At 53.9% G+C, this 20,477-nt stretch carries 23 protein-coding genes; 16 read left to right on the top strand and 7 right to left on the bottom strand.

Annotated features, from left to right (window positions below; translation table 11 throughout):
• The first annotated feature begins 32 nt into the window (after nucleotides 1-32).
• Nucleotides 33-491, top strand: coding sequence for a type II toxin-antitoxin system RatA family toxin (locus tag SMB34_RS15030; protein ID WP_037991250.1), 459 nt, complete (start codon nucleotides 33-35; stop codon nucleotides 489-491).
• A gap of 46 nt (nucleotides 492-537) precedes the next feature.
• On the opposite strand, the gene SMB34_RS15025 is transcribed toward SMB34_RS15030, so the two are convergent.
• Together SMB34_RS15025 and SMB34_RS15020 are read right to left on the bottom strand one after the other, a co-directional pair.
• On the bottom strand, nucleotides 538-1,041 hold the full coding sequence (locus SMB34_RS15025; RefSeq protein ID WP_037991249.1) for a CinA family protein: 504 nt from the start codon (nucleotides 1,039-1,041) through the stop codon (nucleotides 538-540).
• Between the two features lie 6 nt (nucleotides 1,042-1,047).
• Nucleotides 1,048-1,530, bottom strand: coding sequence for a phosphatidylglycerophosphatase A family protein (locus SMB34_RS15020; protein WP_007089475.1), 483 nt, complete (start codon nucleotides 1,528-1,530; stop codon nucleotides 1,048-1,050).
• A gap of 225 nt (nucleotides 1,531-1,755) precedes the next feature.
• Here SMB34_RS15020 and SMB34_RS15015 point away from each other — a divergent pair, with 225 nt between their 5' ends.
• Together SMB34_RS15015 and SMB34_RS15010 are read left to right on the top strand one after the other, a co-directional pair.
• Nucleotides 1,756-3,102, top strand: a complete 1,347-nt coding sequence (locus SMB34_RS15015) for a M23 family metallopeptidase (RefSeq protein WP_007089476.1) — start codon at nucleotides 1,756-1,758, stop codon at nucleotides 3,100-3,102.
• Nucleotides 3,062-3,520, top strand: a complete 459-nt coding sequence (locus SMB34_RS15010) for a bactofilin family protein (RefSeq protein WP_007089477.1) — start codon at nucleotides 3,062-3,064, stop codon at nucleotides 3,518-3,520. The genes SMB34_RS15015 and SMB34_RS15010 overlap by 41 nt, the downstream gene beginning before the upstream one ends.
• A gap of 128 nt (nucleotides 3,521-3,648) precedes the next feature.
• Here the strand turns inward: SMB34_RS15010 and SMB34_RS15005 are convergent, their stop codons facing one another.
• Entirely contained in the window at nucleotides 3,649-4,347 is a 699-nt protein-coding gene (locus SMB34_RS15005) for a haloacid dehalogenase type II (protein ID WP_037991247.1), read from the bottom strand.
• Between the two features lie 107 nt (nucleotides 4,348-4,454).
• Nucleotides 4,455-6,497, bottom strand: a complete 2,043-nt coding sequence (locus SMB34_RS15000) for a lytic transglycosylase domain-containing protein (protein WP_037991246.1) — start codon at nucleotides 6,495-6,497, stop codon at nucleotides 4,455-4,457.
• A 209-nt stretch (nucleotides 6,498-6,706) separates the two neighbouring features.
• Here SMB34_RS15000 and dapA point away from each other — a divergent pair, with 209 nt between their 5' ends.
• The 4 genes from dapA to SMB34_RS14980 all read left to right on the top strand — a co-directional run bounded on the left by dapA (nucleotide 6,707) and on the right by SMB34_RS14980 (nucleotide 9,460).
• On the top strand, nucleotides 6,707-7,585 hold the full coding sequence (gene dapA / locus SMB34_RS14995) for a 4-hydroxy-tetrahydrodipicolinate synthase (RefSeq protein ID WP_007089480.1): 879 nt from the start codon (nucleotides 6,707-6,709) through the stop codon (nucleotides 7,583-7,585).
• A gap of 30 nt (nucleotides 7,586-7,615) precedes the next feature.
• Nucleotides 7,616-8,092, top strand: coding sequence for an SsrA-binding protein SmpB (gene smpB / locus SMB34_RS14990; protein ID WP_037991245.1), 477 nt, complete (start codon nucleotides 7,616-7,618; stop codon nucleotides 8,090-8,092).
• A gap of 119 nt (nucleotides 8,093-8,211) precedes the next feature.
• Entirely contained in the window at nucleotides 8,212-8,871 is a 660-nt protein-coding gene (locus SMB34_RS14985) for a sulfite oxidase-like oxidoreductase (protein ID WP_037991244.1), read from the top strand.
• 88 nt (nucleotides 8,872-8,959) lie between these two features.
• Nucleotides 8,960-9,460 carry a glutathione peroxidase gene (locus tag SMB34_RS14980; RefSeq protein WP_240478842.1) on the top strand — a complete coding sequence of 167 codons (501 nt, stop codon included), beginning with the start codon at nucleotides 8,960-8,962 and terminating at the stop codon, nucleotides 9,458-9,460.
• 12 nt (nucleotides 9,461-9,472) lie between these two features.
• Here SMB34_RS14980 and recQ read toward each other — a convergent pair whose 3' ends face one another.
• From recQ to SMB34_RS14965, 3 genes are all read right to left on the bottom strand, one after another.
• Nucleotides 9,473-11,323, bottom strand: a complete 1,851-nt coding sequence (recQ, locus tag SMB34_RS14975; protein WP_051682325.1) for a DNA helicase RecQ — start codon at nucleotides 11,321-11,323, stop codon at nucleotides 9,473-9,475.
• Nucleotide 11,324: 1 nt separating this feature from the next.
• On the bottom strand, nucleotides 11,325-11,966 hold the full coding sequence (locus tag SMB34_RS14970; RefSeq protein WP_007089485.1) for a uracil-DNA glycosylase: 642 nt from the start codon (nucleotides 11,964-11,966) through the stop codon (nucleotides 11,325-11,327).
• Nucleotides 11,967-12,031: 65 nt separating this feature from the next.
• Complete coding sequence (locus SMB34_RS14965) at nucleotides 12,032-12,640, bottom strand: LabA-like NYN domain-containing protein (protein WP_007089486.1); 609 nt, start codon at nucleotides 12,638-12,640, stop codon at nucleotides 12,032-12,034.
• Between the two features lie 191 nt (nucleotides 12,641-12,831).
• Here SMB34_RS14965 and folK point away from each other — a divergent pair, with 191 nt between their 5' ends.
• From folK to era, 9 genes are all read left to right on the top strand, one after another.
• Nucleotides 12,832-13,359, top strand: a complete 528-nt coding sequence (gene folK, locus SMB34_RS14960; RefSeq protein ID WP_037991235.1) for a 2-amino-4-hydroxy-6-hydroxymethyldihydropteridine diphosphokinase — start codon at nucleotides 12,832-12,834, stop codon at nucleotides 13,357-13,359.
• A 116-nt stretch (nucleotides 13,360-13,475) separates the two neighbouring features.
• Nucleotides 13,476-13,814, top strand: coding sequence for a DNA-directed RNA polymerase subunit omega (gene rpoZ / locus SMB34_RS14955; protein ID WP_007089488.1), 339 nt, complete (start codon nucleotides 13,476-13,478; stop codon nucleotides 13,812-13,814).
• Nucleotides 13,815-13,955: 141 nt separating this feature from the next.
• On the top strand, nucleotides 13,956-16,097 hold the full coding sequence (locus tag SMB34_RS14950; RefSeq protein ID WP_037991234.1) for a RelA/SpoT family protein: 2,142 nt from the start codon (nucleotides 13,956-13,958) through the stop codon (nucleotides 16,095-16,097).
• A 179-nt stretch (nucleotides 16,098-16,276) separates the two neighbouring features.
• On the top strand, nucleotides 16,277-16,939 hold the full coding sequence (locus SMB34_RS14945) for a DUF2062 domain-containing protein (RefSeq protein ID WP_223305105.1): 663 nt from the start codon (nucleotides 16,277-16,279) through the stop codon (nucleotides 16,937-16,939).
• A complete protein-coding gene (locus tag SMB34_RS14940; protein ID WP_037991233.1) occupies nucleotides 16,936-17,682 on the top strand; it encodes a pyridoxine 5'-phosphate synthase in 747 nt (248 codons plus the stop codon). Before SMB34_RS14945 ends, SMB34_RS14940 begins: the two co-directional genes overlap by 4 nt.
• Nucleotides 17,682-18,077 (top strand): holo-ACP synthase, encoded by a 396-nt coding sequence (acpS, locus tag SMB34_RS14935; protein WP_007089492.1) that lies wholly within the window; start codon nucleotides 17,682-17,684, stop codon nucleotides 18,075-18,077. The genes SMB34_RS14940 and acpS overlap by 1 nt, the downstream gene beginning before the upstream one ends.
• A 42-nt stretch (nucleotides 18,078-18,119) precedes the next feature.
• On the top strand, nucleotides 18,120-18,854 hold the full coding sequence (lepB, locus tag SMB34_RS14930; RefSeq protein WP_007089493.1) for a signal peptidase I: 735 nt from the start codon (nucleotides 18,120-18,122) through the stop codon (nucleotides 18,852-18,854).
• On the top strand, nucleotides 18,854-19,537 hold the full coding sequence (gene rnc, locus SMB34_RS14925; RefSeq protein ID WP_007089494.1) for a ribonuclease III: 684 nt from the start codon (nucleotides 18,854-18,856) through the stop codon (nucleotides 19,535-19,537). Before lepB ends, rnc begins: the two co-directional genes overlap by 1 nt.
• Nucleotides 19,530-20,468 (top strand): GTPase Era, encoded by a 939-nt coding sequence (gene era, locus SMB34_RS14920; protein ID WP_007089495.1) that lies wholly within the window; start codon nucleotides 19,530-19,532, stop codon nucleotides 20,466-20,468. The genes rnc and era overlap by 8 nt, the downstream gene beginning before the upstream one ends.
• Nucleotides 20,469-20,477: the final 9 nt, after the last annotated feature.

Below are 20,477 nucleotides of genomic sequence, written 5' to 3'. Positions count from 1 at the left end.
AACCGATAAACGCGACGACAAAGGAGATCAGGGTGCCGACGCATGCGGAGCGCAGGAAACTGCCCTATACGCCGGAACAGCTGTTTGACCTCGTCGCGGATATCGATTCCTATTCGGAATTTCTGCCATGGTGTGTGGCATCCCGTGTGCGCAAGCGCGATGGCGATGTTTTGCATGCCGATCTGGTGATCGGTTTCAAAATGTTTCGCGAAAAATACACATCAAAAGTCACGCTACAGCGCCCGGATCGGGTCGATGTCGAATATCTGCAGGGGCCGTTCAAGTACCTTAACAATCACTGGGTGTTTGAACCGGCGGAAGACGGTGGAACGTGGCTCGACTTCTTTGTCGATTTCGAATTCCGTTCTGCCCTGTTGCAGAAGATGATCGGGGTCGTTTTCAACGAGGCCGTCAAATTGATGGTTGGTGCATTTGAAACCCGCGCCCATCAGGTTTATGGCGAGCCGGACAAGGCCCTGTCAGATCAGTGAGTGCATGTTGCATTCACGCTGCAGGGGCGATGATGCGCCAATCTGATTAACCGGTTTTGCCGACCATTTCTGAAAGCATGTCATAGGCGTCGATGATGGTTGCCTTGCGTACCGCGTGGCGATCACCGTCATAGACCCGGCGACGGTGCAGGGTAGGCCGACCTTTTCCGGCGCACGCAAGATGGACAAGTCCAACCGGTTTTTCATCTGATCCGCCGCCCGGACCGGCGATGCCGGTAACCGCGACAGCCAGTGTTGCCAGTGGTGCGCGGATCAGTGCGCCTTCGGCCATTGCGCGCGCGACCGGTTCTGAGACGGCACCATAGGTATCAAGCAATTCCTGCGGTACGCCGATCAGGCCGTGTTTTGCTTCGTTGGAATAAGTCACAAAGCCGCAATCGACAACGGACGAACTGCCATCAACGGCCGTCAGCCCGCCAGCTATAAGCCCGCCGGTACAGGATTCTGCGGTTGCGATCATTTCGCCTTTGGATTTGCATAGGGCAATCAGGTTTTCTGCGCGCGCAAGAATATCCGGTTCGATGTTCATGGGCGGTCAAACTCCTGCAAAGTAGCGGGCGGCGATCAATACAAACATGCCAAATATGCCCGCAAGGATGTCATCAAGCATGATGCCAAAACCGCCGCTGATCCGGCGGTCGATCCAGCGGATCGGCCAGGGTTTCAGAATATCGAAAAACCGGAACATGACAAATGCCGCCGCCAGCCAGCCGAGATCGGCAAGCCCGTTGCCCAGCGGAACGACAAGTATGCAAAGCCATTGCCCTGCAACTTCGTCGATGACGATTTCACCGGGATCGTGAACCCCGATCATCTCGCTGTATTTATGGGAAATCGGAATTCCGACAAGGAACACGATGACAATTCCGGCCAACAGAGCCGGGTATCCCAGCAAAACGGCGATTGCCCAGCCCACAGGAACAGCGGCCAGCGATCCCATCGTGCCAGGTGCCTTGGTGGTTCGTCCGCTGTAAAACCATGTTGCAGCACAGGTCAGCATGAATTGGGATAAACGCATGTTTTGAACGCTGTTGAATTCATCGGGAGATCATTGAGTAACATATTGAAGTGCAAAGCAGATGATTTTTTTACCCTTAAGGATGTGTTAACGTGCTTGCCTGTCTTCGCGCTAACAGGTAGCGTAAAGAAAATAGATATTCAGCCGGGGTCTGAAAAAAAACGGTTGTGCGTCGATTTCGTATCGAACGGGCAATGTTGGGTAAATAGGGGTTAGACACTGAGTATGTCGGCGTTCGAACGTGGCCGTCGCCTGATTGAAAAATGGTTTCCGGACCGGCACATCCTTGTGCGGTCCAATGATTCCGTTTCTCAAGTGCGGATTGGCAAATACGCTCAACTGACATTGGCATCGGTCGGGGTCCTTGCGATCACCTGGACGGTCGGGGTATCGGGTTATTCCTGGTATCTTGATCAACGGCTTGCCGCGCGTGAAGAACAGCTGTTTCGCAGCGAGCTTTCCTACAATCAGTTGATCGCACGTGTCACCGAAAGCCAGCGCCGTTTTGGTGAAATCACCTCACAGATGGAAGATACCCACCGTAATCTTCTGTCGATGGCTGAAAAGAATTTGATGCTGCAGGCCCGTGTTCAGGATTACACCTCGAAACTGGCGGTCAGTGAAAAGGAAAAAGTCCAGATTTCCGCCTTGCGGACATCCATGGATAATCAGATGAACGCGCTACAGACCCAGATTGACGGGATTACCAACCGAAATCTTGCGTTGCGCGACGAACTGGAAACTGTCGAAACCGTCATGTCGCGGGTTATGCGTGAACGTGATCAGGCAATGCAGCGTTCGAAAAAACTGCAATCGGAACTTGGTGAAGCACGTCAGCGGATTGCCGATCTGCATACCATCCAGAAGCAGGCGATGCAGCGCGTGGCGGAAACCGCCGACAGCACCATTCTGGAGCTGGAATCGGTGCTGGAAATGACCGGTCTTACGATGGACGAGGTTATTACGCCGCCCATGAAGCCGCAGGCGTCTGGAAGCGGCGAAGTTGCCGGTGGTGTGGGGGGACCGTTTGTGGCGTTCGAGCCCGAGAACCCCGAGGACGAACAGTTTGTAAATGTGGCACTTGCCGTTGGTGATCGTATGGATCAGCTGGTAAGTCTGCATGAAAGAATAAAAAGAACCCCGTTGGGGGAGCCTGCGGATTCCTATTACCTGTCCAGTTCTTTCGGGAAGCGCAAGGATCCTATCAACGGCAAGTGGGCTTTTCATTCCGGCGTTGATCTTGCCGGGCCCATGAAAACACCAATCTATGCGACGGCCCCCGGAAAGGTGGTGTTCGCCGGATGGAGCGGAAAATACGGGAAGATGGTTGAAATTGACCATGGTAACGGCCTTCGAACCCGTTTCGGACATCTATACAAGGTCCTCGTCAAGAAGGGCGACGAAGTGAATTTAAAGGGCAAAATCGCATTGATGGGAAGTACCGGCCGTAGTACCGGCAGCCACGTGCACTATGAAGTTCTGGTTCACGATAAGCAGGTAGACCCCATCAAGTTTATTGAGGCGGGACATTATGTTTTCAAAAACGAGCAAGAGACAGCAGACAACGACTAATTCCCATAATTCGGCGACCGAAAAAAGAGGCGGTCTGTCGATTATCAATTCCGATCTTCGGGTTACCGGTGATCTGATCTCTGAATCAGATGTTCAGGTGGACGGTTTTGTGAATGGCGACATTCGCACGCGTACCCTGACAATTGGTCAGAACGGCGAAGTCCGCGGCGAGATTGTCGCCGAAAAGGTTCGCATTTGTGGTTCTGTCACCGGTCAGGTTCGCGCCCGGGACGTTTCACTGGCGGAAACGGCCCGTATGCTGGGCGATATCCTTCATGAAAGCCTGTCGATCGAACCGGGTGCCCATATCGAAGGCCATTGCCGTCGCATTGAAGGTGCCGTCGAAGAGGGTGGTCTTACCGTCATTCAGGCCGGCCAGATCGTTGCCGCGAACGTGAAGAAAGAACACAAACAATAAAAGGTTTGTGTTGGCAATCTTTCCCGCAGGCCAGCAAAGAATATAAAACCCGGAAAAGCTGCAAATCGCTTTTCCGGGTTTTCTTTATTCGGTCTGATCGGAATTGGCGTGCTTCGCGGGCCCGGTTTTCAGGCTTTTTCCGGCTGCGCGACCAGCGGCAGAAGCTCGTCCAGCCCTTTTAAAACCACGTCTGCGCTATGAGACAGGCGTTCTGTTGGCTGCTGTGTCCGGTTGATCCAGGCCGTGCGGAACCCGAAATGCCCGGCACCGGCAATATCCCATCCGTTAGACGACTGGAATGATATTTCGGCGGGCGTCAATTCTAGCTGGTCGACCGCAAGCTGATAGACATCGGGGTGCGGTTTATACGTTTTGATATCATCCACACAGATGATCTGGTCAAACAGTGATAGAATCCCGGATGCCTTTGCGGCTGAAATCAGCATATGTTTGGCGCCGTTCGACAGGATCGCCAGCCTGTGCCCCTGGGATTTAAGTGTTTTCAGGGTTTCAACAACTTCGGGGAAAGTATCAAGCGACAGGTAGGTTTCCATGAGTTTTGCGCGAAGGGCGGGGTCTTTTTTTCCGGTTGCTGCCATGGCGTAATCAAGAGCGTCACCGGTGACATTCCAGAAATCCGTGAAGTCGCCCATCAGACTGCGCAGCCATGTATATTCAAGCTGCTTTTGGCGCCAGATACTTGAAAGCCGGTCTGCTTCATCCCCGATGGTTTCCTTGAACCGGTCAACGGCCGATCCAACGTCGAACAGGGTACCATAGGCATCGAAAACGAATGCGCGGCAGGAAGTAAGTGCATTTTCTGACATTTGCTCTGGCCTCATCTGTCGGACTTGGTTTGATCGAATATGGTGTTCGCTTTGGCAAACCGCAAACGGTTCAACTGTCTCTAACGGATCGCTGTTGGTGGATCAAATCACTGGGAATTTGAGGGTGTTTCATCCTGCTGACCCATTGCGATTTCGTCGCGTGCGAAGCGTCGGCGATAGACATAGGTGCCTTCCATAACCCGCTGGACGTAATTGCGTGTCTCGCTATAGGGGATCATTTCGATCCAGTCGACCGGGTCAACATCGGCGTCTCGTGGATCACCATATTCTGCAATCCACTGTCTTACGCGGCTTGGACCGGCGTTATAGCTGGCGATGGTCAGTATTTCTTCACCATCCCAGCGATCCAGAAGTTTCGAAAGATATTCGCGCCCCAGCGAGATATTGAAGCCCGGATCGGCAGTCAGACGCGCGGTTTCGTATTCAAGATCAAGGTCCTTGGCCATGCGTTCGGCGGTTGCAGGCATCAACTGCATCAGGCCGCGTGCACCGGCCGACGAAACGGCTTCGGGGTTAAACAGGCTTTCCTGACGCATGATTGCGTGGACCAGTGCGGGGTCGGGATTGTGACCAAGCGGTACCTGTTCATGAATGGGATAGGCGGCATCCAAATACCCGCTACCGGTCCGGATGCTGCGTTTGGCGGCAATGATTGCAAGGTCGGCACGGCCATATTCGCGCGCAAGATCGGTTGCCATGGCGAGATATTCCGGCTCGTCATGCGCATAAACAAGCGCCATGACAAACGGACGAATGATGTTGCCAAGGCCCATCTCGCCAAGTTTGCGGGTAACCTGTGTCAGTTCCTGCGATTCGAAATCGGCGCGTTGCTGTTCCGTCGGGACGGGTTGTTCAACAGAGTAGGTGGGCTTGGCACCCAGTGCATCAATGGCAAGCTGGCCATAGAAGGTATGGGCATGATCGGCTGCCAGCCTGTACCATTCGCGCGCCTTTTCCTTGTCCCCAATCGCATCGTTGGCCCGGCCGGCCCAATAGGCCCCGCGTGCACGGCTAATCGGGTATTGCACGACGTCATACTGGTTCTGGAAATGGGTCAGCGCGATGCGGGCATCGCCCAGGAATTCAAGGGCGATCCATCCGGCAAACCATTCTGCCTCGGCGATATCGCCTGCATCACTTTGGCCATGATTGGCAACCAGACGATAGGCATCGGTAATATGCCCCTTCTGAAGGGCGCGGCGCGCAAGAATCGCCTTTTCAATCCACCAGTATTGCGGCCGGATTGAAATATAGGCGAGATCATTGGCCTGCGAGAGAAGCAGGTCACGCGCTTCCTGATCGCGGTCCTTTATCCGGCGCCAGCGAACGCGTTCATAGATAAGGCCCGGATCGTTCTGGTATTTTTTGGGGACACGGTTGATTGCGCCGTCAACACCGGGGTCGAGCGACCGTAAGGCTGCGCGTGCCTTGGCCAGCAAAAGATAATCTTTGCTGACATATTTTTCAGTGCGGCTTGCCGGTCCAAGACGACCTTCCCACAGAAGGCGGTCAAGGCGCTGTTGATGGGTTTCCTGATCGATATATTTGCCGTATCGATCCAGAAAACGCTTCTCCTGACCGGTGCCGAAGTTTTCATTCACCCAGCTGTTGCGTATGAGGGTGGTTGCGGCTTCAATTTCGCCGGTCACCAGAAGCGCCTTTATCTGGCGGGTGGCACCGTCTGCCGTAACCGGTGCGGACCGCTTGAACCATGCCAGAACGACATCGTCTGGAACGGCATCAGTCATGGCTTCTTCGGCGCGCTGACGCAGCAGTGACTGACTGGGCCATTTCGGATTGGCATCAATGAAATTTGTGATTTCTTCGAAACTGCGACCTGAATTCGGGCTGATCAGCCACATCCACTCGCTGGCTTTCTGAAGCAGCGGGTCGTCAAAGTTGGGAAGAAGTTTTTCGAATGTTTTTGTGCGGCCGTCTTCCAGCGCATCAAGAAAAACATTCAGCCGCGCACGGCTAACCGACGAAAACGCCGGTGATGGCGGCAGTTCGGTCAGGATATTTTTATCCTGACTTGCGGCCAATGCCTTATCGCCAATCGGCGTCAGCAAAGTGAACATACCGAGTGCCAATGCGCAGATCGAAACACCGCGGAAAGACGCATGCGCCATTTAAAATTCCCCTTTTGCCTTACGGCAGGTAATGCGCTCCAGACAACCTTATTATGGCAGTGAAACAGCCAATTGCCAATCGGTCGTAAGACGAAAGAGTAACCTTGATCAAACAAGGCGCGCTTTAATGTATACAGACGCTTGCCGGATGCCTTAACAGCCGCTATTTTCGCGTCGCTTTCAATCCACGATAAGATTTGGAGATATCGATGTTTAAGGGTTCGATTACCGCTTTGATTACACCGTTCACACAGGATGGTGCAATCGATGAGAAAGCGTTCCAGTCGTTTGTGGATTGGCAACTTAAACAGGGCACGACCGGTGTTGTGCCGGTCGGAACCACGGGTGAATCGCCGACTTTGAGCCATGCGGAACACCACCGCGTTGTCGAACTGGCACTTGAAGTTGCCAAGGGTCGCGGCCCGGTTATCGCCGGAACCGGTTCAAATTCGACCGCCGAAGCGATTTCGCTGACCCGTCATGCCCAGAATGCCGGTGCGGATGCGGCACTTGTTGTAACACCGTATTACAATAAACCCGGTCAGCGTGGCCTGTATGCGCATTACAAGGCTATTCATGACGCGACCGATATTCCGATCGTGATCTACAACATTCCAGGCCGGTCGGTCGTGGACATGTCGGTTGATACGATGGCACAGCTTTCGAAACTGCCGCGTATCGTCGGTGTGAAGGACGCGACCAGCGATCTGGAACGTCCGGCATTGACGCGTTTGGCGGCAGGGGCGGATTTCTGCCAGTTGTCGGGTGAAGACGGCACCATTGTTCCGTTCCTGGCGCAGGGCGGGCATGGCTGCATTTCGGTCACGTCCAACATCGCGCCGAAGCTTTGCGCGGAATTGCACGCTGCATGGGCGGCCGGGAACATTGCCAAGGTTCAGGAGTTGAATTATCGACTTCTGCCGGTTCACAAGGCGATGTTCTGCGAAACCAGCCCGGGACCGGTCAAATATGCAGCCGAGCTTCTTGGCCTTTGTGGCAGCCACATGCGTCTGCCGATGGTCGAGATTACCGAAGAATCCAAGCAGCGCGTTGAATCCGCGCTGCGCACTGCCGGAATTTTGTCCTAAGGGATTAATTTCGGCCTACAAGTTGTTGTAATGGCACCGAAAAAAGAAGACAGCAATAATAAGATCGTCGCGCAAAACAGGCGGGCCCGGTTTGATTTTTTCCTGACGGAAACTTTTGAAGCCGGGGTCGCCCTGCGCGGGACCGAGGTCAAGTCGCTTCGTGACGGCAAGGGGAACATTCAGGAATCCTATGCCGAAGAAAAGAACGGCGAGATCTGGCTGATTAATGCCTATATTCCGGAATATCAAAGCAAGATGCCGTTCGGCCACGAAGAACGCCGACCGCGCAAGTTGCTTCTGCATAAACGCGAAATCACGAAAATGAGTGACGCCCTGAACAAGAAGGGGTTCACCCTCGTTCCGGTGAAGCTTTATTTCAATGATCGCGGCATCGCCAAGCTTGAACTGGCGATAGCGGAAGGCAAGAAAAAGGCTGACAAGCGTGAAGCGGTCAAGGAACGTGACTGGCAGCGTGACAAGGCCCGGATCATGCGGGATTTCGGATAATAGTCCTGCCTCGCAAGCATGTGTATTGCTTGCCAATGGCGATAGAATGCATAAATGGCGCAGACATGGTGAACATGACTGCGCCATTTTTCGTATGATGTGGTCAGGGAGGATGATGAATGACTGATAGCTTCAGTGGCAAGATCAAGGAAAAGCTGATCGAAGCGAAACAGAAATGGGCAGAAAACGGCCGTCTTTTGACGGGGCAGGCCGATCATGCACATGAAAATCGCCTGCCACCCGGCCAGCGCGAGGTCAAGGACTGGCCGGTGCTTGATCTTGGCATCACGCCGCATGTCGGAACGGATGACTTTCGCCTGACGATTGATGGTGCGGTTGAAAACCCCGTCACGCTTGATTTCGGGCAGTTGCTTGATCTGCCGCCCTTTATGGCCAAAAACGATATTCATTGCGTGACCAGCTGGTCGCGCTACGACAATCACTGGCAGGGTGTGTCAGCCTTATCGCTTGCCGATCTGGTAAGGCCGACATCAGATGCCCGTCATGTGCTTTTCACCGCCCATGACGGCTATACGACCAATGTTCGGATTGATCAGTTTATCGATGATGACGTGTTGCTGGCCCATCATTGGGAAGACGCACCACTGACCGAGGAACATGGCGGCCCGGTTCGGGTGATCATCCCCAAGCTGTATTTCTGGAAAAGTGCAAAATGGGTGAAGCAGATAACATTTTCCAAAACCGACAAACCCGGATTTTGGGAAGTACGTGGCTATCACAATAATGCCGATCCATGGACGGAAGAGCGATATGGCTAGAAAAACCGGAACTTTCGGAAACCAAATGCGGATTTTGTTGAAGTCCGGTTTGTGCGGCTTCATTTGCCTGATGATTGGAAACTCTGCCATGGCCAGCGATAAAGCGACCAATGCCTATGATTTTTCATTCGCGTCGATTGACGGGGGCGTAATCGACCTTGCGGATTATCGCGGCAAGGCGGTTCTGGTCGTCAATACGGCGTCGATGTGTGGTTACACCCCGCAATATACCGGGCTTCAGGCGCTATGGTCGGACTATCGGGCCGACGGACTGGTTGTTCTGGGGGTTCCTTCGGGCGATTTCGGCGGGCAGGAATACGCCGATGACAGCGAAATCAAGGATTTCTGTACCGTCAATTTTGATGTCGATTTCCCGATGACCACCAAACAGTCGGTTCGCGGAGAAGATGCGCATCCGTTCTTTAAATGGGCGGAGGCCGAACTTGGCAGCGATCAGGCCCCGAAATGGAATTTCCACAAATATCTGGTCGATCCGAACGGCAATCTGGTTGCCAGTTTTGCCACCCGGATCAAGCCGGAAGATGATGTGGTTGTGAGTGCAATCAAGGAAGCACTGTCAGGGTCTTGATGCCGGTCCCGATCAGCGCCGACCATCCATGACATCAAGGAAAACAAGACCGTACTGGTCGAGTTTCTTGACGCCAACCCCGTTGATTGATGCCATATCCTGCAATGTCCGTGGTTTGAAGCGGACCATTTCCCAAAGCGTTCTGTCACTGAAAATGACATAAGGCGGAACATTCTGGCTGGTGGCAAGTTCGCGCCGCAGGGTGCGCAGGCGTTCCCACAGATCACGATCTTCCTCGTTCTCGAACTCGGTATCGAAATCACGCAGCCGCTTGGTCATGGTGCGTTTGCTTTCGCCGGGGTCCTTGCGCATTTCAACGACTTTTTCACCGCGCAGGACGGGGCGGGATTCTTCGGTCAGATAAACGCCACCGTGCCCCTCGACATCGACCTGAAGATATCCCATGGCTAGCAACTGGCGGAAAACCGACCGCCATTGCGGTTGGGAAACATCCTTGCCAATACCGTAAACCGAAAGGTCATCATGGTTGTTCTGACGGATTTTTTCGGTCTTGCGTCCCATCAGGACTTCGATGATGTGGGCCGGACCGAACCGCTGTCCGGTACGATAAACCGCCGAAAGTGCCTTACGCGATGCCTCGGTCGCATCCCAGGTATCGACCGGTTCAAGGCAGGTATCGCAATTGCCGCAGGGTTTTGTGTCTTCTTCGCCGAAATAGGACAAAATCACCTGTCGGCGGCATCTGGTGGTTTCGGCAAGGCCAACCAGCGCATCGAGTTTGCGGCTTTCGATGCGTTTCTGACTGTCGGGCGCATCGGATGATGCCAGCATGGAACGAATGGAAACGATATCGGACAGATCGTAATTCATCCATGCATTGGCTGGCAGACCATCGCGGCCCGCACGGCCGGTTTCCTGATAATAGGCTTCCATGCTCTTGGGCAGGTTCAGATGGGCGACAAAACGGACATTCGGCTTGTCGATCCCCATGCCAAAGGCGACCGTGGCGCAAATGATCAGACCGTCTTCGCGAAGGAACCTGTCCTGATGAAGCTGTCTTGTTTCCTGTGTCAGACCTGCGTGATAAGGCAAGGCCGGGCGACCGTTATCGGTAAGCCATTGCGCGACATCCTCGGTCTTGCGACGCGACAGGCAATAGACAATCCCGGCATCTTCGGGATGCTCACGGTTCAGAAACGACAGAAGGCGCTGCTTTGAATTGCCCTTTGTCTCGATCCGATAGGTAATGTTCGGGCGGTCAAAGCCGGTCAGGAAGCATTGCGCATTTGTCAGATGCAGGTTTTCGGCAATGTCCTTGCGGGTTGGCGTGTCCGCAGTTGCGGTCAAGGCAACCCGCGGCACATGCGGGAAACGCGTTGGCAGAAGGTCAAGCCGACGGTATTCCGGGCGGAAATCATGCCCCCATTGCGAAACACAGTGTGCTTCGTCAATGGCAAATAGCGATATGCTGATCCGGTCAAGCAGGTTCAGAAAACGATCCGTCGCAAACCGTTCCGGGGCGACATAAAGCAGATCGATATCGCCATCGATTGCGCGGGTTTCGATTTCGCGCGCCGCGTCCGGGGAAAGTGTTGAATTGATAAAGGCCGCCTTGACCCCAAGCTGGCTTAGTGCATCGACCTGATCCTTCATCAAGGCAATCAGGGGCGATACAACAATTGCCGTTCCCGAACGACAAAGGGCAGGGATCTGATAACACAAAGATTTGCCGCCACCGGTCGGCATCAGGACCAGTGCATCGTTTCCGGCAATCACATGATCGATGATTTCGGCCTGCTGACCGCGGAAGCTATCATAGCCGAAAACGTCCCGCAGGACGTCAATCGGCAGACGTTGCGCAGGTCGGTCGAGCAAGCCGGTTAGGGGTACTGTATCGGGCAATTTAACGGTCCAGATGTGCGCGGATATCGACAAAGACGTTTTCAAACATCTCTGGCGTCAGGCGATAGGTCTGGGTGTTGTAACGCGAACAGTGATAGCTATCAAACAGTGTAATCCCGTTTTCCATTTGATGGGATGCCCCATGACCGAATTTCAGGGATGAAAGCTTCAGGCCAAAGGTGCGCAACATTGCCTGATGGGCCACCTGTCCAAGGCACAGAATGGCCGAAAGGTTTTTCATCGCGGCAAATTCACTGATCAGGAAGGGGCGGCAGGTATTGGCTTCGGGGCCTGTCGGCTTGTTTTCAGGCGGTACGCATTTGACGGCATTGGTGATCCGGCAATCAACCAGTTCAAGCCCGTCGTCGGGGCGCTTTGCATAAGTGCCCGTGGCGAAGCCGAATTTCTTGAGCGTGCCGTAAAGCAGATCACCGGCATAATCACCGGTGAAAGGACGGCCGGTTGCATTCGCCCCCTTTAACCCCGGGGCAAGACCGACGACAAGCAGACGTGCGTCAAGGGGGCCGAACGGGCGGACGGGGCCGTTATAAAAATCGGGAAACTTTGCCTGATTGGCACGGCGGAACTCAACAAGGCGCGGGCAAAGTAGGCAGTCCCTGTCGGGTTGCAGATAGGTGGTCATGACGTGTCCGACAGTTTGCCGGGCGCAATGCGTGCTGCGCCCGGTCGTTTAGTTGAAAAAGGTGATTAATCGAAATCAATTTCATTCAGATCAGGATGTTCCGGGTGATCATCAAAATCCGGATGGTCGTCTTCGCGACGCTGCTGGATCTTGCGGGCGATTGTCCCTTCCAGTTCCGTCAGCTCGATAAAGTTGTCGGCCTGACGACGCAATTCATCGGCAACCATTGGCGGATTTGATTTCACGGTCGACACAACAGTGACACGAACGCCTTTGCGCTGAACAGCGTCAACAAGGCGGCGGAAATCGCCATCGCCGGAGAAAATGACAACATGATCAAGATGTTGTGCCATTTCCATCACGTCGATTGCCAGCTCGATATCCATGTTGCCTTTGATCTTGCGGCGACCTGCGGCATCGGTGAATTCCTTGGTCGGTTTGGTGACCATGGTATAGCCGTTATAGTCAAGCCAGTCGACGAGCGGACGGATGGGGGAATATTCCTGATCTTCGATCAGTGCAGTGTAATAAAAGGCCCGGATCAGTTGACCTTTTTGTGCAAAAAGATCAAGTAAGCGTTTGTAATCTATGTCGAAACCAAGGGCCCTGGCCGCGGCATAGAGGTTCGAGCCGTCAATGAACAGCCCGATGCGTTCCTGCGGGTAAAAAATCATCTGAAAATTCCTCAAACATAGCTTTTTAATAATGCCGTTTCCAAAATTCGGGAAACGCCGACTTTTTTACCGTGCAACTGCACACAAAGAAAGGGCGAAAATATCGTGGACACAACGGGATCGCTTCCGTAGTTATGCGCCAGCATCCCCGCAAATGATGTGCAACAGCCAGTTTCGTGAGCAAGTCGACCATGAACAACGATACTGCCCGTAATGACAGGGTGATTCTGATCGCCTTTGGAGCCAATCTTCCTACGGAGGAATATGGGGCACCAGCCGATACATTGAAAGCAGCCCTTAGACGATTGACCGAGGATGGCGACATTTCTGTGGCAAACGTATCCCCGTTCTACGAGACGGCACCGGTTCCGGTTTCGGATCAGCCTTGGTATGTCAACGGCGTTGCGCGGCTTGAAACCGCTTTGGGTGCGCATGATCTCCTGGCACGTCTTCATCATGTCGAGGCGGAATTTGGCCGCGTTCGGCGCGAAAGAAACGAAGCACGGGTGATTGATCTTGATCTGATTGCCTACGGGGATGATCTGCTGATCGAGGAGGGCGGCATTCAGGTGCCCCATCCCCGCATGCACCAACGGGCGTTCGTTCTGCTGCCGCTGCGCGATATCGTGCCCGAATGGCATCATCCGCAACTTCATCGGTCGATTAACGATCTGATATCGGACCTTCCGACGGATCAGGAAATCCGAAAACAATCCTGATATGCAAAAAATCCGCTAAAAACCTGTTCATCCCGATGGCTTCGCTGTTGCAACAAAGCAAATGCGACGCTATAAAGTCCGGTCTGGACACCCCAAAAGTATTTCTGGAGACATTTATGGCGCGCGTTACCGTCGAAGATTGCGTTGAAAAGATTCCGAACCGCTTCGAGCTCGTGATGCTGGCAGCTCAGCGTGCACGCAACATCTCGGCCGGTGCCGAACTGACCATTGATCGTGACAACGACAAGAACCCGGTTGTCGCTTTGCGTGAAATCGCAGAACAGACCGTTGATTATGACGATCTGCGCAATGGCATGGTTTCCGGCCTGCAGCGGCATGTTGAAGTCGATGAACCCGAAGAATCCGAAGACGATTTTGGTCCGAAACTGATGGCAGAAGCAATTCAGGATGCCTCGGTTGGTGTGACCATTCCGTCTGCTGACGAAGACGAATAAGGCCAAAGAAATCTTGTTCTGAGGCAAAGTTCAAAAGAAAAGCCACGGTGATTATCTTCCGTGGCTTTTTTTTATCCAAATCGTACTATCTTATGAAAGGGCCGGATTTCGGCCTTTGGATGAATACGGAGAAGCCACTGAATGATGCGCCAATACGAACTTGTGGAACGGGTTAAGGCCTATGATCCGGATGCATGCGAAACATCGCTGAACCGGGCATATGTCTATGCGACCCAGAAACATGGTTCGCAAAAGCGTGCCAATGGCGACCCGTACTTTTCCCATCCGATCGAAGTTGCAGGTATCCTGACGAACTACAAGCTGGATTGCGACACGATCATCACGGCGCTGCTGCACGACACCATCGAAGACACCGACGCAACGCCGCAGGAAATTACCAAGCTGTTTGGCAGCAACATCATGAAGCTGGTCGATGGTGTGACCAAGCTGACACAGATTGAACTGAAATCTGCCGATTCAAAGCAGGCGGAGAATTTCCGCAAGCTGTTGCTGGCGATGTCCGAGGACATCCGTGTTCTTCTGGTGAAGCTTGCCGACCGTCTGCATAACATGCGCACGCTGCATTACATCCCGAAACCCGAAAAACGGGTGCGGATTGCGGCAGAAACGCTTGAGATTTATGCCCCGCTTGCCGAACGCATCGGTATGCATGACATCAAGGAAGAACTTGAAGATCTCGCCTTTCAGCATATCAATCCCGAAGCACGTGATTCGATCCGCGCCCGGCTGGAATTCCTGCGCGAGAAGGACGACAATGTCGTCAACCGCATCGTTACCGAGCTAAAAGACGTCATCAGCCGCCAGGGGCTGTCGGTCGATATTTACGGGCGTGAAAAACGGCCATATTCGATCTGGCAGAAGATGCAGCGCAAGAACATCACATTTGGCGAGCTGTCAGACATCATGGCGTTCCGCGTTCTGGTCGATGACATGCCGCAATGCTATGAGGTTCTTGGCTATCTGCATGCCAATTACAAGGTCATTCCGGGCCGGTTCAAGGATTACATATCAACGCCCAAGCCCAACGGTTACCGGTCGATACATACCACCGTCCTTGGCCCTGAAAACCATCGCATCGAAGTGCAAATCCGCACGCGACAGATGCACGAGGTCAACGAGAACGGTGTTGCTGCGCACTGGGCCTACAAGCAGGGCAGTGGGGATGAAAACAAGGAAGGTGTTCAGTATCGCTGGCTGCGCGATCTGCTTGATATCCTTGAACACGCATCCGAGCCCGAAGAGTTTCTGGAACATACCAAGCTGGCGATGTTCCAGGATCAGGTATTCTGTTTCAGCCCCAAGGGCGATGTGATTGCCCTGCCTGCTGGTGCGACGCCGGTCGATTTCGCATACATGATCCACACCCATATCGGCGACACCTGTGTCGGGGCGAAGGTCAACGGCGCGATGGTGCCGTTGCGCACGACGCTGAACAATGGCGATCAGATCGAAATTGTCACCTCGAAGGCGCAGACCCCGAATCCGACATGGGAGCGCTTCGTTGTTACAGGCAAGGCGCGCGCGCGTATTCGCCGCTTTATCCGGCAACAACAGGATGAACAATACAAGGACCTTGGGAAAGCCATCCTGCAGAAGGCATTCCGCCAGGAAGGGTATGACTATTCCGACAAGGCCATTGATGGCGTATTGAAAATCTTCAAAATGCCGAGTGTTGATACGCTTCTGGCATCGGTTGGTGCGGGACATCATACCGGTCGGGAAGTCGTGCATGCGGTGTTCCCGGGCTCAAAGGACGTCGAAACCGCCCGGAAAGTGATCCCGCATGAGCGTGCGCGAAACCGCAAGCATGATCACGCCATACCGCTTAAGGGGCTGATACCGGGAATGGCCGTGCATTATGCCGGTTGCTGCCATCCGCTGCCGGGGGACCGCATTGTCGGGATCGTCACGACAGGCAAGGGCGTTACCATTCACACGATTGATTGCGATACGCTTGAAACCTTTACCGAACAGCCGGAACGCTGGCTTGATGTCGGCTGGGATAATGACGGTGAACCAGAACATTTCATCGGCCGCCTTGGCCTTACGGTTGGCCATGAACAGGGGGCACTAAGTTCCATTACCAGTGTGATTGCCAAGAACCACGGCAACATCACCAACCTTCGCTTCACCAACCGCACGCAGGATTTCTTTGAAATGCTGATCGATATTGATGTGGTTGACGTCAAACATCTGACCAACATTATCGCGGCATTGCGCGCGACACCTGTGGTCAACACCGTCGAGCGTGCACGCGGATGAAACAGGATTGTGAAGGAGTTCGCCTTTTGGTCAAATCGGGCGCAAAACCCTTGCCATTCGGGCGGCTAACACTTACGCATATGCCACACCTGTTTTATGCCTGTCCCGTTTGGCCTATGAATTGATCCTGCATGTTCCGGCGCCGTATCAAACCGACATCTTTTCAACGCATAAGAAATGTGCTTTGGCCGCGCGGCGGCTGGCGTAGGTCTTCGCGATATTTCGCCCATCGGGTCGCGCGACTTCCGGGGACGCCCTATAGCATTGCTTCGGGCTTTGCCATTGGGGCGGCAATATCCTTTACCCCGTTTATCGGCTTCCATTTTGTCCTTTCGGCATTGTTCAGCATGCTGACGCGCAGCAATCTGGTGGCGTCATTGCTTGGCACCATTGTCGGCAATCCCTGGACATTCCCCTTCATATGGCTGTGGTTATATACGTGCGGGAACTGGATCCTTGGCGTTGATCGTGCCGCGGATACCGTGCATTTCAACATGGCGGTCCTTTGGGATTTTGTGGTCATGGGATTAAGCTATATCGGTGGTGGCCTGATTTTCGGTCACTGGGATACGGTCGATCAGGCCCGGCTTGGCCAGTTGTGGGACAGTATCGTCGATATTATCTGGCCGATGATGGTCGGGTGTGTTCCCACTTCACTTGTCGTCTGGATGCTGTTTTACTTCCCGGTACGTCGGGCAGTGGTCATCTATCGTCACAATCGCATTCTGCGCCGGATGAAAACATCCGAACGCCACGGTCTTGGACCGATGCTTGAAAGTGCCAAAAAGAAAATCGGTTCGGCAGCGGCCAGTGCCACCAAAAAGCAGGACGAAACGCAATGAGTGCGAAATTAAGACTGGGTGTGAATATCGATCACGTTGCCACGATCCGTAACGCACGGGGTGGGGCGCATCCCGATCCGGTCCGGGCTGCCAAACTGGCCGCAAAGGCCGGCGCTGACGGTATTACGGCCCATTTGCGCGAAGATCGTCGCCATATTTCCGATAATGATATCAAGCGGTTGCGTGCGGAAATTGATCTTCCACTGAATTTTGAAATGGCGGCAACCGATGAAATGCTGGCCATTGCGATTGCGGCAAAACCCCATGCCGCCTGCATTGTTCCGGAGAAGCGTGAAGAACGCACGACGGAAGGCGGGCTGGATGCGGCGGGTGGTCACAATCACCTGAAAAGATATGTTGCCGAACTGGGGGCTGCCGGTATTCGGGTATCGCTGTTTATCGAAGCATCGAAGGCGCAGCTCGATGCGGCCAGACATCTTGGCGCGCCTGTTGTTGAAATCCATACGGGTGCCTATTGCGAAGCAACCGGTGCCGCACAGGCGCGCGAACTGGACCGCATTAGGGATGCCGTGCGTTATGGTGCAAGTATCGGCCTTGAAGTTCATGCCGGGCATGGGCTTGGCTTTGATACCGTTTCACCAATTGCGGCGATGCCCGAGATTGCCGAACTCAATATCGGGCATTTTCTGATCGGCGAGGCCGTCTTCGCCGGGCTTGAAAACAGTATCGCGGAAATGCGCCGGTTGATGGACGAGGCACGTCAGGAAAGTGGCGACCAATAATGATTATTGGCATTGGCACCGATCTGTGTGATATCCGGCGGATTGAAACCGCGCTGGAACGCCATGGCGAGCGTTTCATGAACCGTGTTTTCACCGACGTCGAGATTGCGCGTGCCAAACGTCGCCCGCACCGCACGGCGTCGTCACTGGCGATGTCCTTTGCGGCAAAGGAAGCCTGTTCCAAGGCGCTGGGTACGGGGTTTCGTCGTGGCGTGTATCACAGCACGATGGGTGTTGTGCACCAGCCGAGCGGCAAACCCGACATGGTCCTGATTGACGGGGCGCTGAAAAGACTTGAAGAATTGACGCCAGAGGGAAAAGTTGCATCAGTTTATGTAACGCTGACAGACGAATACCCGCTGGCGAATGCGGTCGTTGTAATTTCGGCCGATTGATTGGCAAAAAGTGATTGGTTTAAATACTGAATGGAAAAGCTAGTGCAAAAGAAGAAAACGGGTGGACTTCTGGACACCTTCAAAACCGTTTTCTGGGCCATTGTGATCGCGCTTCTGGTTCGGACATTCGCCTTCGAACCGTTTAATATTCCATCCGGTTCGATGATCCCGACCTTGCTGGTTGGTGACTATTTGTTTGTGTCGAAATTTTCCTATGGATATTCAAAGCACAGCCTGCCGTTCAGCGTGCCGCTGATTCCCGGTCGCATCATGTCGTCCGAACCGGAACGCGGCGATGTGGTGGTTTTCAAACTGCCTGCTGATCCGTCGCAGGATTATATCAAACGCGTGATCGGCCTGCCGGGCGATACGGTTCAGGTCACCAATGGCCGTTTGCTGATTAATGGCCAGACGGTAGAACGTGACCGGATCGAAGACTATATCCTGACCGATGGCAGCGGGCAGGCGATTGCCGTTCCGCAATATATCGAAACACTTCCGAATGGTAAGGTTCATCGCATCCTCGAGATCTTTGGCGATCAGGGGCCAAGCGATAACACCGAACCGTTTACCGTCCCCGAAGGGCATTTCTTCATGATGGGCGACAACCGCGACAATTCGGCCGATAGCCGGGCCTTCCCGTCGCGCTTCCGGTTTGTCCCGATCGAAAACCTCGTGGGGCGTGCTGAATTCCTGTTCTATTCCAAAGACAGTTCCCAGCCGATCTATGACTTGGGCAGCATCAGGTTTGACCGGCTGTTCCAGGGGGTCAACTGATGGCCGAAACGGTGCCATTGATTGCCGAGATTGATCACGAGTTTGCGCAACCCGATCTGCTTCGGGTTGCGTTGACGCATCGCAGTGCCGCAAAAGGCAAGGATGCGTTAAGCGGCGGCAATGAACGGCTGGAGTTTCTGGGCGACAGGGTTCTGGGGCTGGTGGTTGCCGAAATGCTTTATACGCGTTTCGGGCGCGAGCGCGAAGGCGCGATGGCCAAGCGTTTTGTCGCGCTGGTCCGTCGTGAAACGCTTGCCAGACTGGCACAGCAGATCGGCCTTGGCAGTCATATCCAGATGGCAAAAGGCGAACGTGCCGCCGGTGCGGATACCAATCCCGCCATTTTATCTGATTGCATGGAGGCGGTGATTGCCGCACTCTATCTTGACGGTGGTCTGGAACCGGCAAGAGAATTTATCGAACGGCTCTGGTTGCCGCTTCTCGATGAAGCGCCCAAGCCGCCGCAAGATGCAAAAACCCGATTGCAGGAACTTTTGCAGGGACGTGGCAAGCCATTGCCGAAATATGAAATGGTCGGTCGTCAGGGCCCCGCGCATGCACCTGTCTTTACCATTGAACTGAGCACCGGAGACGGTGAAAGTGTAAAGGCCGAGGGCAAATCGAAACGCGAGGCAGAACAACTGGCTGCCCAATTGATGTTGGATACACTGAACCATGAATGAGGTTCCCACTCCGGTGAACGAAGACAGATTACCTTATCAGCAGCGTTGCGGCTTTGTCGCACTTGTCGGGGCGCCAAACGCCGGAAAATCGACATTGCTCAATCAGCTTGTTGGCACAAAAGTATCCATCGTTTCGCCCAAGGTGCAGACAACACGCACGCGCGTGCGCGGCATTGTCATGACCGATGACGCGCAGCTGGTGTTTATCGACACGCCGGGCATCTTTGCGCCAAAGCGCCGTCTTGACCGTGCAATGGTCAAAGCCGCCTGGAACGGTGCGGATGATGCCGATCTTGTTGTTCTGGTGATTGATGCCGGGGCAGGGATCACCGACGAGGTGCGCGCGATCATTGATCAGCTTAAATCCCAGAACCGCAAAGCCATTCTGGCGATGAACAAAGTCGACAAGGTGGCCGACAAGGAAAAGCTGCTGCGTCTGTCGCAGGAATTCTTTGCCGAGGAAGTTTTCACCGATGTCTTCATGATTTCGGCCAAAAAGGGTTCTGGTACGCAGGATCTGGTGAATTTCCTTGCGGCCAAGATGCCCGATGGTCCGTGGATGTTCCCCGAAGATGACGTTTCGGATATGCCGTTGCGGTTGTTGGCCGCAGAAATAACACGCGAAAAACTTTACTATCAGCTGCAGCAGGAATTGCCGTATTCCGCAACGGTCGAAACCGAATTGTGGGAAGAACGCAAGGATGGTTCCGTCAAGCTGGAGCAGACGATTTTCGTCGAGCGCGAAGGCCAGAAAGCCATCATCCTTGGCAAGGGTGGTAAGCGTATCAAGGCTCTTGGCAGTGATGCCAGAAAGGAACTTGAAGCGATTTTCGAACGTCGGGTTCATCTGTTCCTGTTCGTCAAGGTGCGCGAAAATTGGGGCGATGATCCCAATCGCTTTGCGATGTGGGGACTTGATCCCAACGCTTGATATATGGCG

The organism is Thalassospira permensis NBRC 106175, from assembly GCF_000714555.1.
Taxonomy (GTDB): domain Bacteria; phylum Pseudomonadota; class Alphaproteobacteria; order Rhodospirillales; family Thalassospiraceae; genus Thalassospira; species Thalassospira xiamenensis.
The sequence above is the reverse complement of the archived record's forward strand: the minus strand, read 5'-3'. Positions and strand labels throughout refer to the sequence as shown.

Excerpts from the sequence above, each read along its gene's own strand:
- SMB34_RS15025 (WP_037991249.1), bottom strand. The coding sequence starts at position 1,041 with ATGAACATCGAACCGGATATTCTTGCGCGCGCAGAAAACCTGATTGCC.
- SMB34_RS15020 (WP_007089475.1), bottom strand. The coding sequence starts at position 1,530 with ATGCGTTTATCCCAATTCATGCTGACCTGTGCTGCAACATGGTTTTAC.
- SMB34_RS15015 (WP_007089476.1), top strand. The coding sequence starts at position 1,756 with ATGTCGGCGTTCGAACGTGGCCGTCGCCTGATTGAAAAATGGTTTCCG.
- SMB34_RS15010 (WP_007089477.1), top strand. The coding sequence starts at position 3,062 with ATGTTTTCAAAAACGAGCAAGAGACAGCAGACAACGACTAATTCCCAT.
- SMB34_RS15005 (WP_037991247.1), bottom strand. The coding sequence starts at position 4,347 with ATGTCAGAAAATGCACTTACTTCCTGCCGCGCATTCGTTTTCGATGCC.
- SMB34_RS15000 (WP_037991246.1), bottom strand. The coding sequence starts at position 6,497 with ATGGCGCATGCGTCTTTCCGCGGTGTTTCGATCTGCGCATTGGCACTC.
- dapA (WP_007089480.1), top strand. The coding sequence starts at position 6,707 with ATGTTTAAGGGTTCGATTACCGCTTTGATTACACCGTTCACACAGGAT.
- smpB (WP_037991245.1), top strand. The coding sequence starts at position 7,616 with ATGGCACCGAAAAAAGAAGACAGCAATAATAAGATCGTCGCGCAAAAC.
- SMB34_RS14985 (WP_037991244.1), top strand. The coding sequence starts at position 8,212 with ATGACTGATAGCTTCAGTGGCAAGATCAAGGAAAAGCTGATCGAAGCG.
- SMB34_RS14980 (WP_240478842.1), top strand. The coding sequence starts at position 8,960 with ATGGCCAGCGATAAAGCGACCAATGCCTATGATTTTTCATTCGCGTCG.
- SMB34_RS14970 (WP_007089485.1), bottom strand. The coding sequence starts at position 11,966 with ATGACCACCTATCTGCAACCCGACAGGGACTGCCTACTTTGCCCGCGC.
- SMB34_RS14965 (WP_007089486.1), bottom strand. The coding sequence starts at position 12,640 with ATGATTTTTTACCCGCAGGAACGCATCGGGCTGTTCATTGACGGCTCG.
- folK (WP_037991235.1), top strand. The coding sequence starts at position 12,832 with ATGAACAACGATACTGCCCGTAATGACAGGGTGATTCTGATCGCCTTT.
- rpoZ (WP_007089488.1), top strand. The coding sequence starts at position 13,476 with ATGGCGCGCGTTACCGTCGAAGATTGCGTTGAAAAGATTCCGAACCGC.
- SMB34_RS14950 (WP_037991234.1), top strand. The coding sequence starts at position 13,956 with ATGATGCGCCAATACGAACTTGTGGAACGGGTTAAGGCCTATGATCCG.
- SMB34_RS14940 (WP_037991233.1), top strand. The coding sequence starts at position 16,936 with ATGAGTGCGAAATTAAGACTGGGTGTGAATATCGATCACGTTGCCACG.
- acpS (WP_007089492.1), top strand. The coding sequence starts at position 17,682 with ATGATTATTGGCATTGGCACCGATCTGTGTGATATCCGGCGGATTGAA.
- rnc (WP_007089494.1), top strand. The coding sequence starts at position 18,854 with ATGGCCGAAACGGTGCCATTGATTGCCGAGATTGATCACGAGTTTGCG.
- era (WP_007089495.1), top strand. The coding sequence starts at position 19,530 with ATGAATGAGGTTCCCACTCCGGTGAACGAAGACAGATTACCTTATCAG.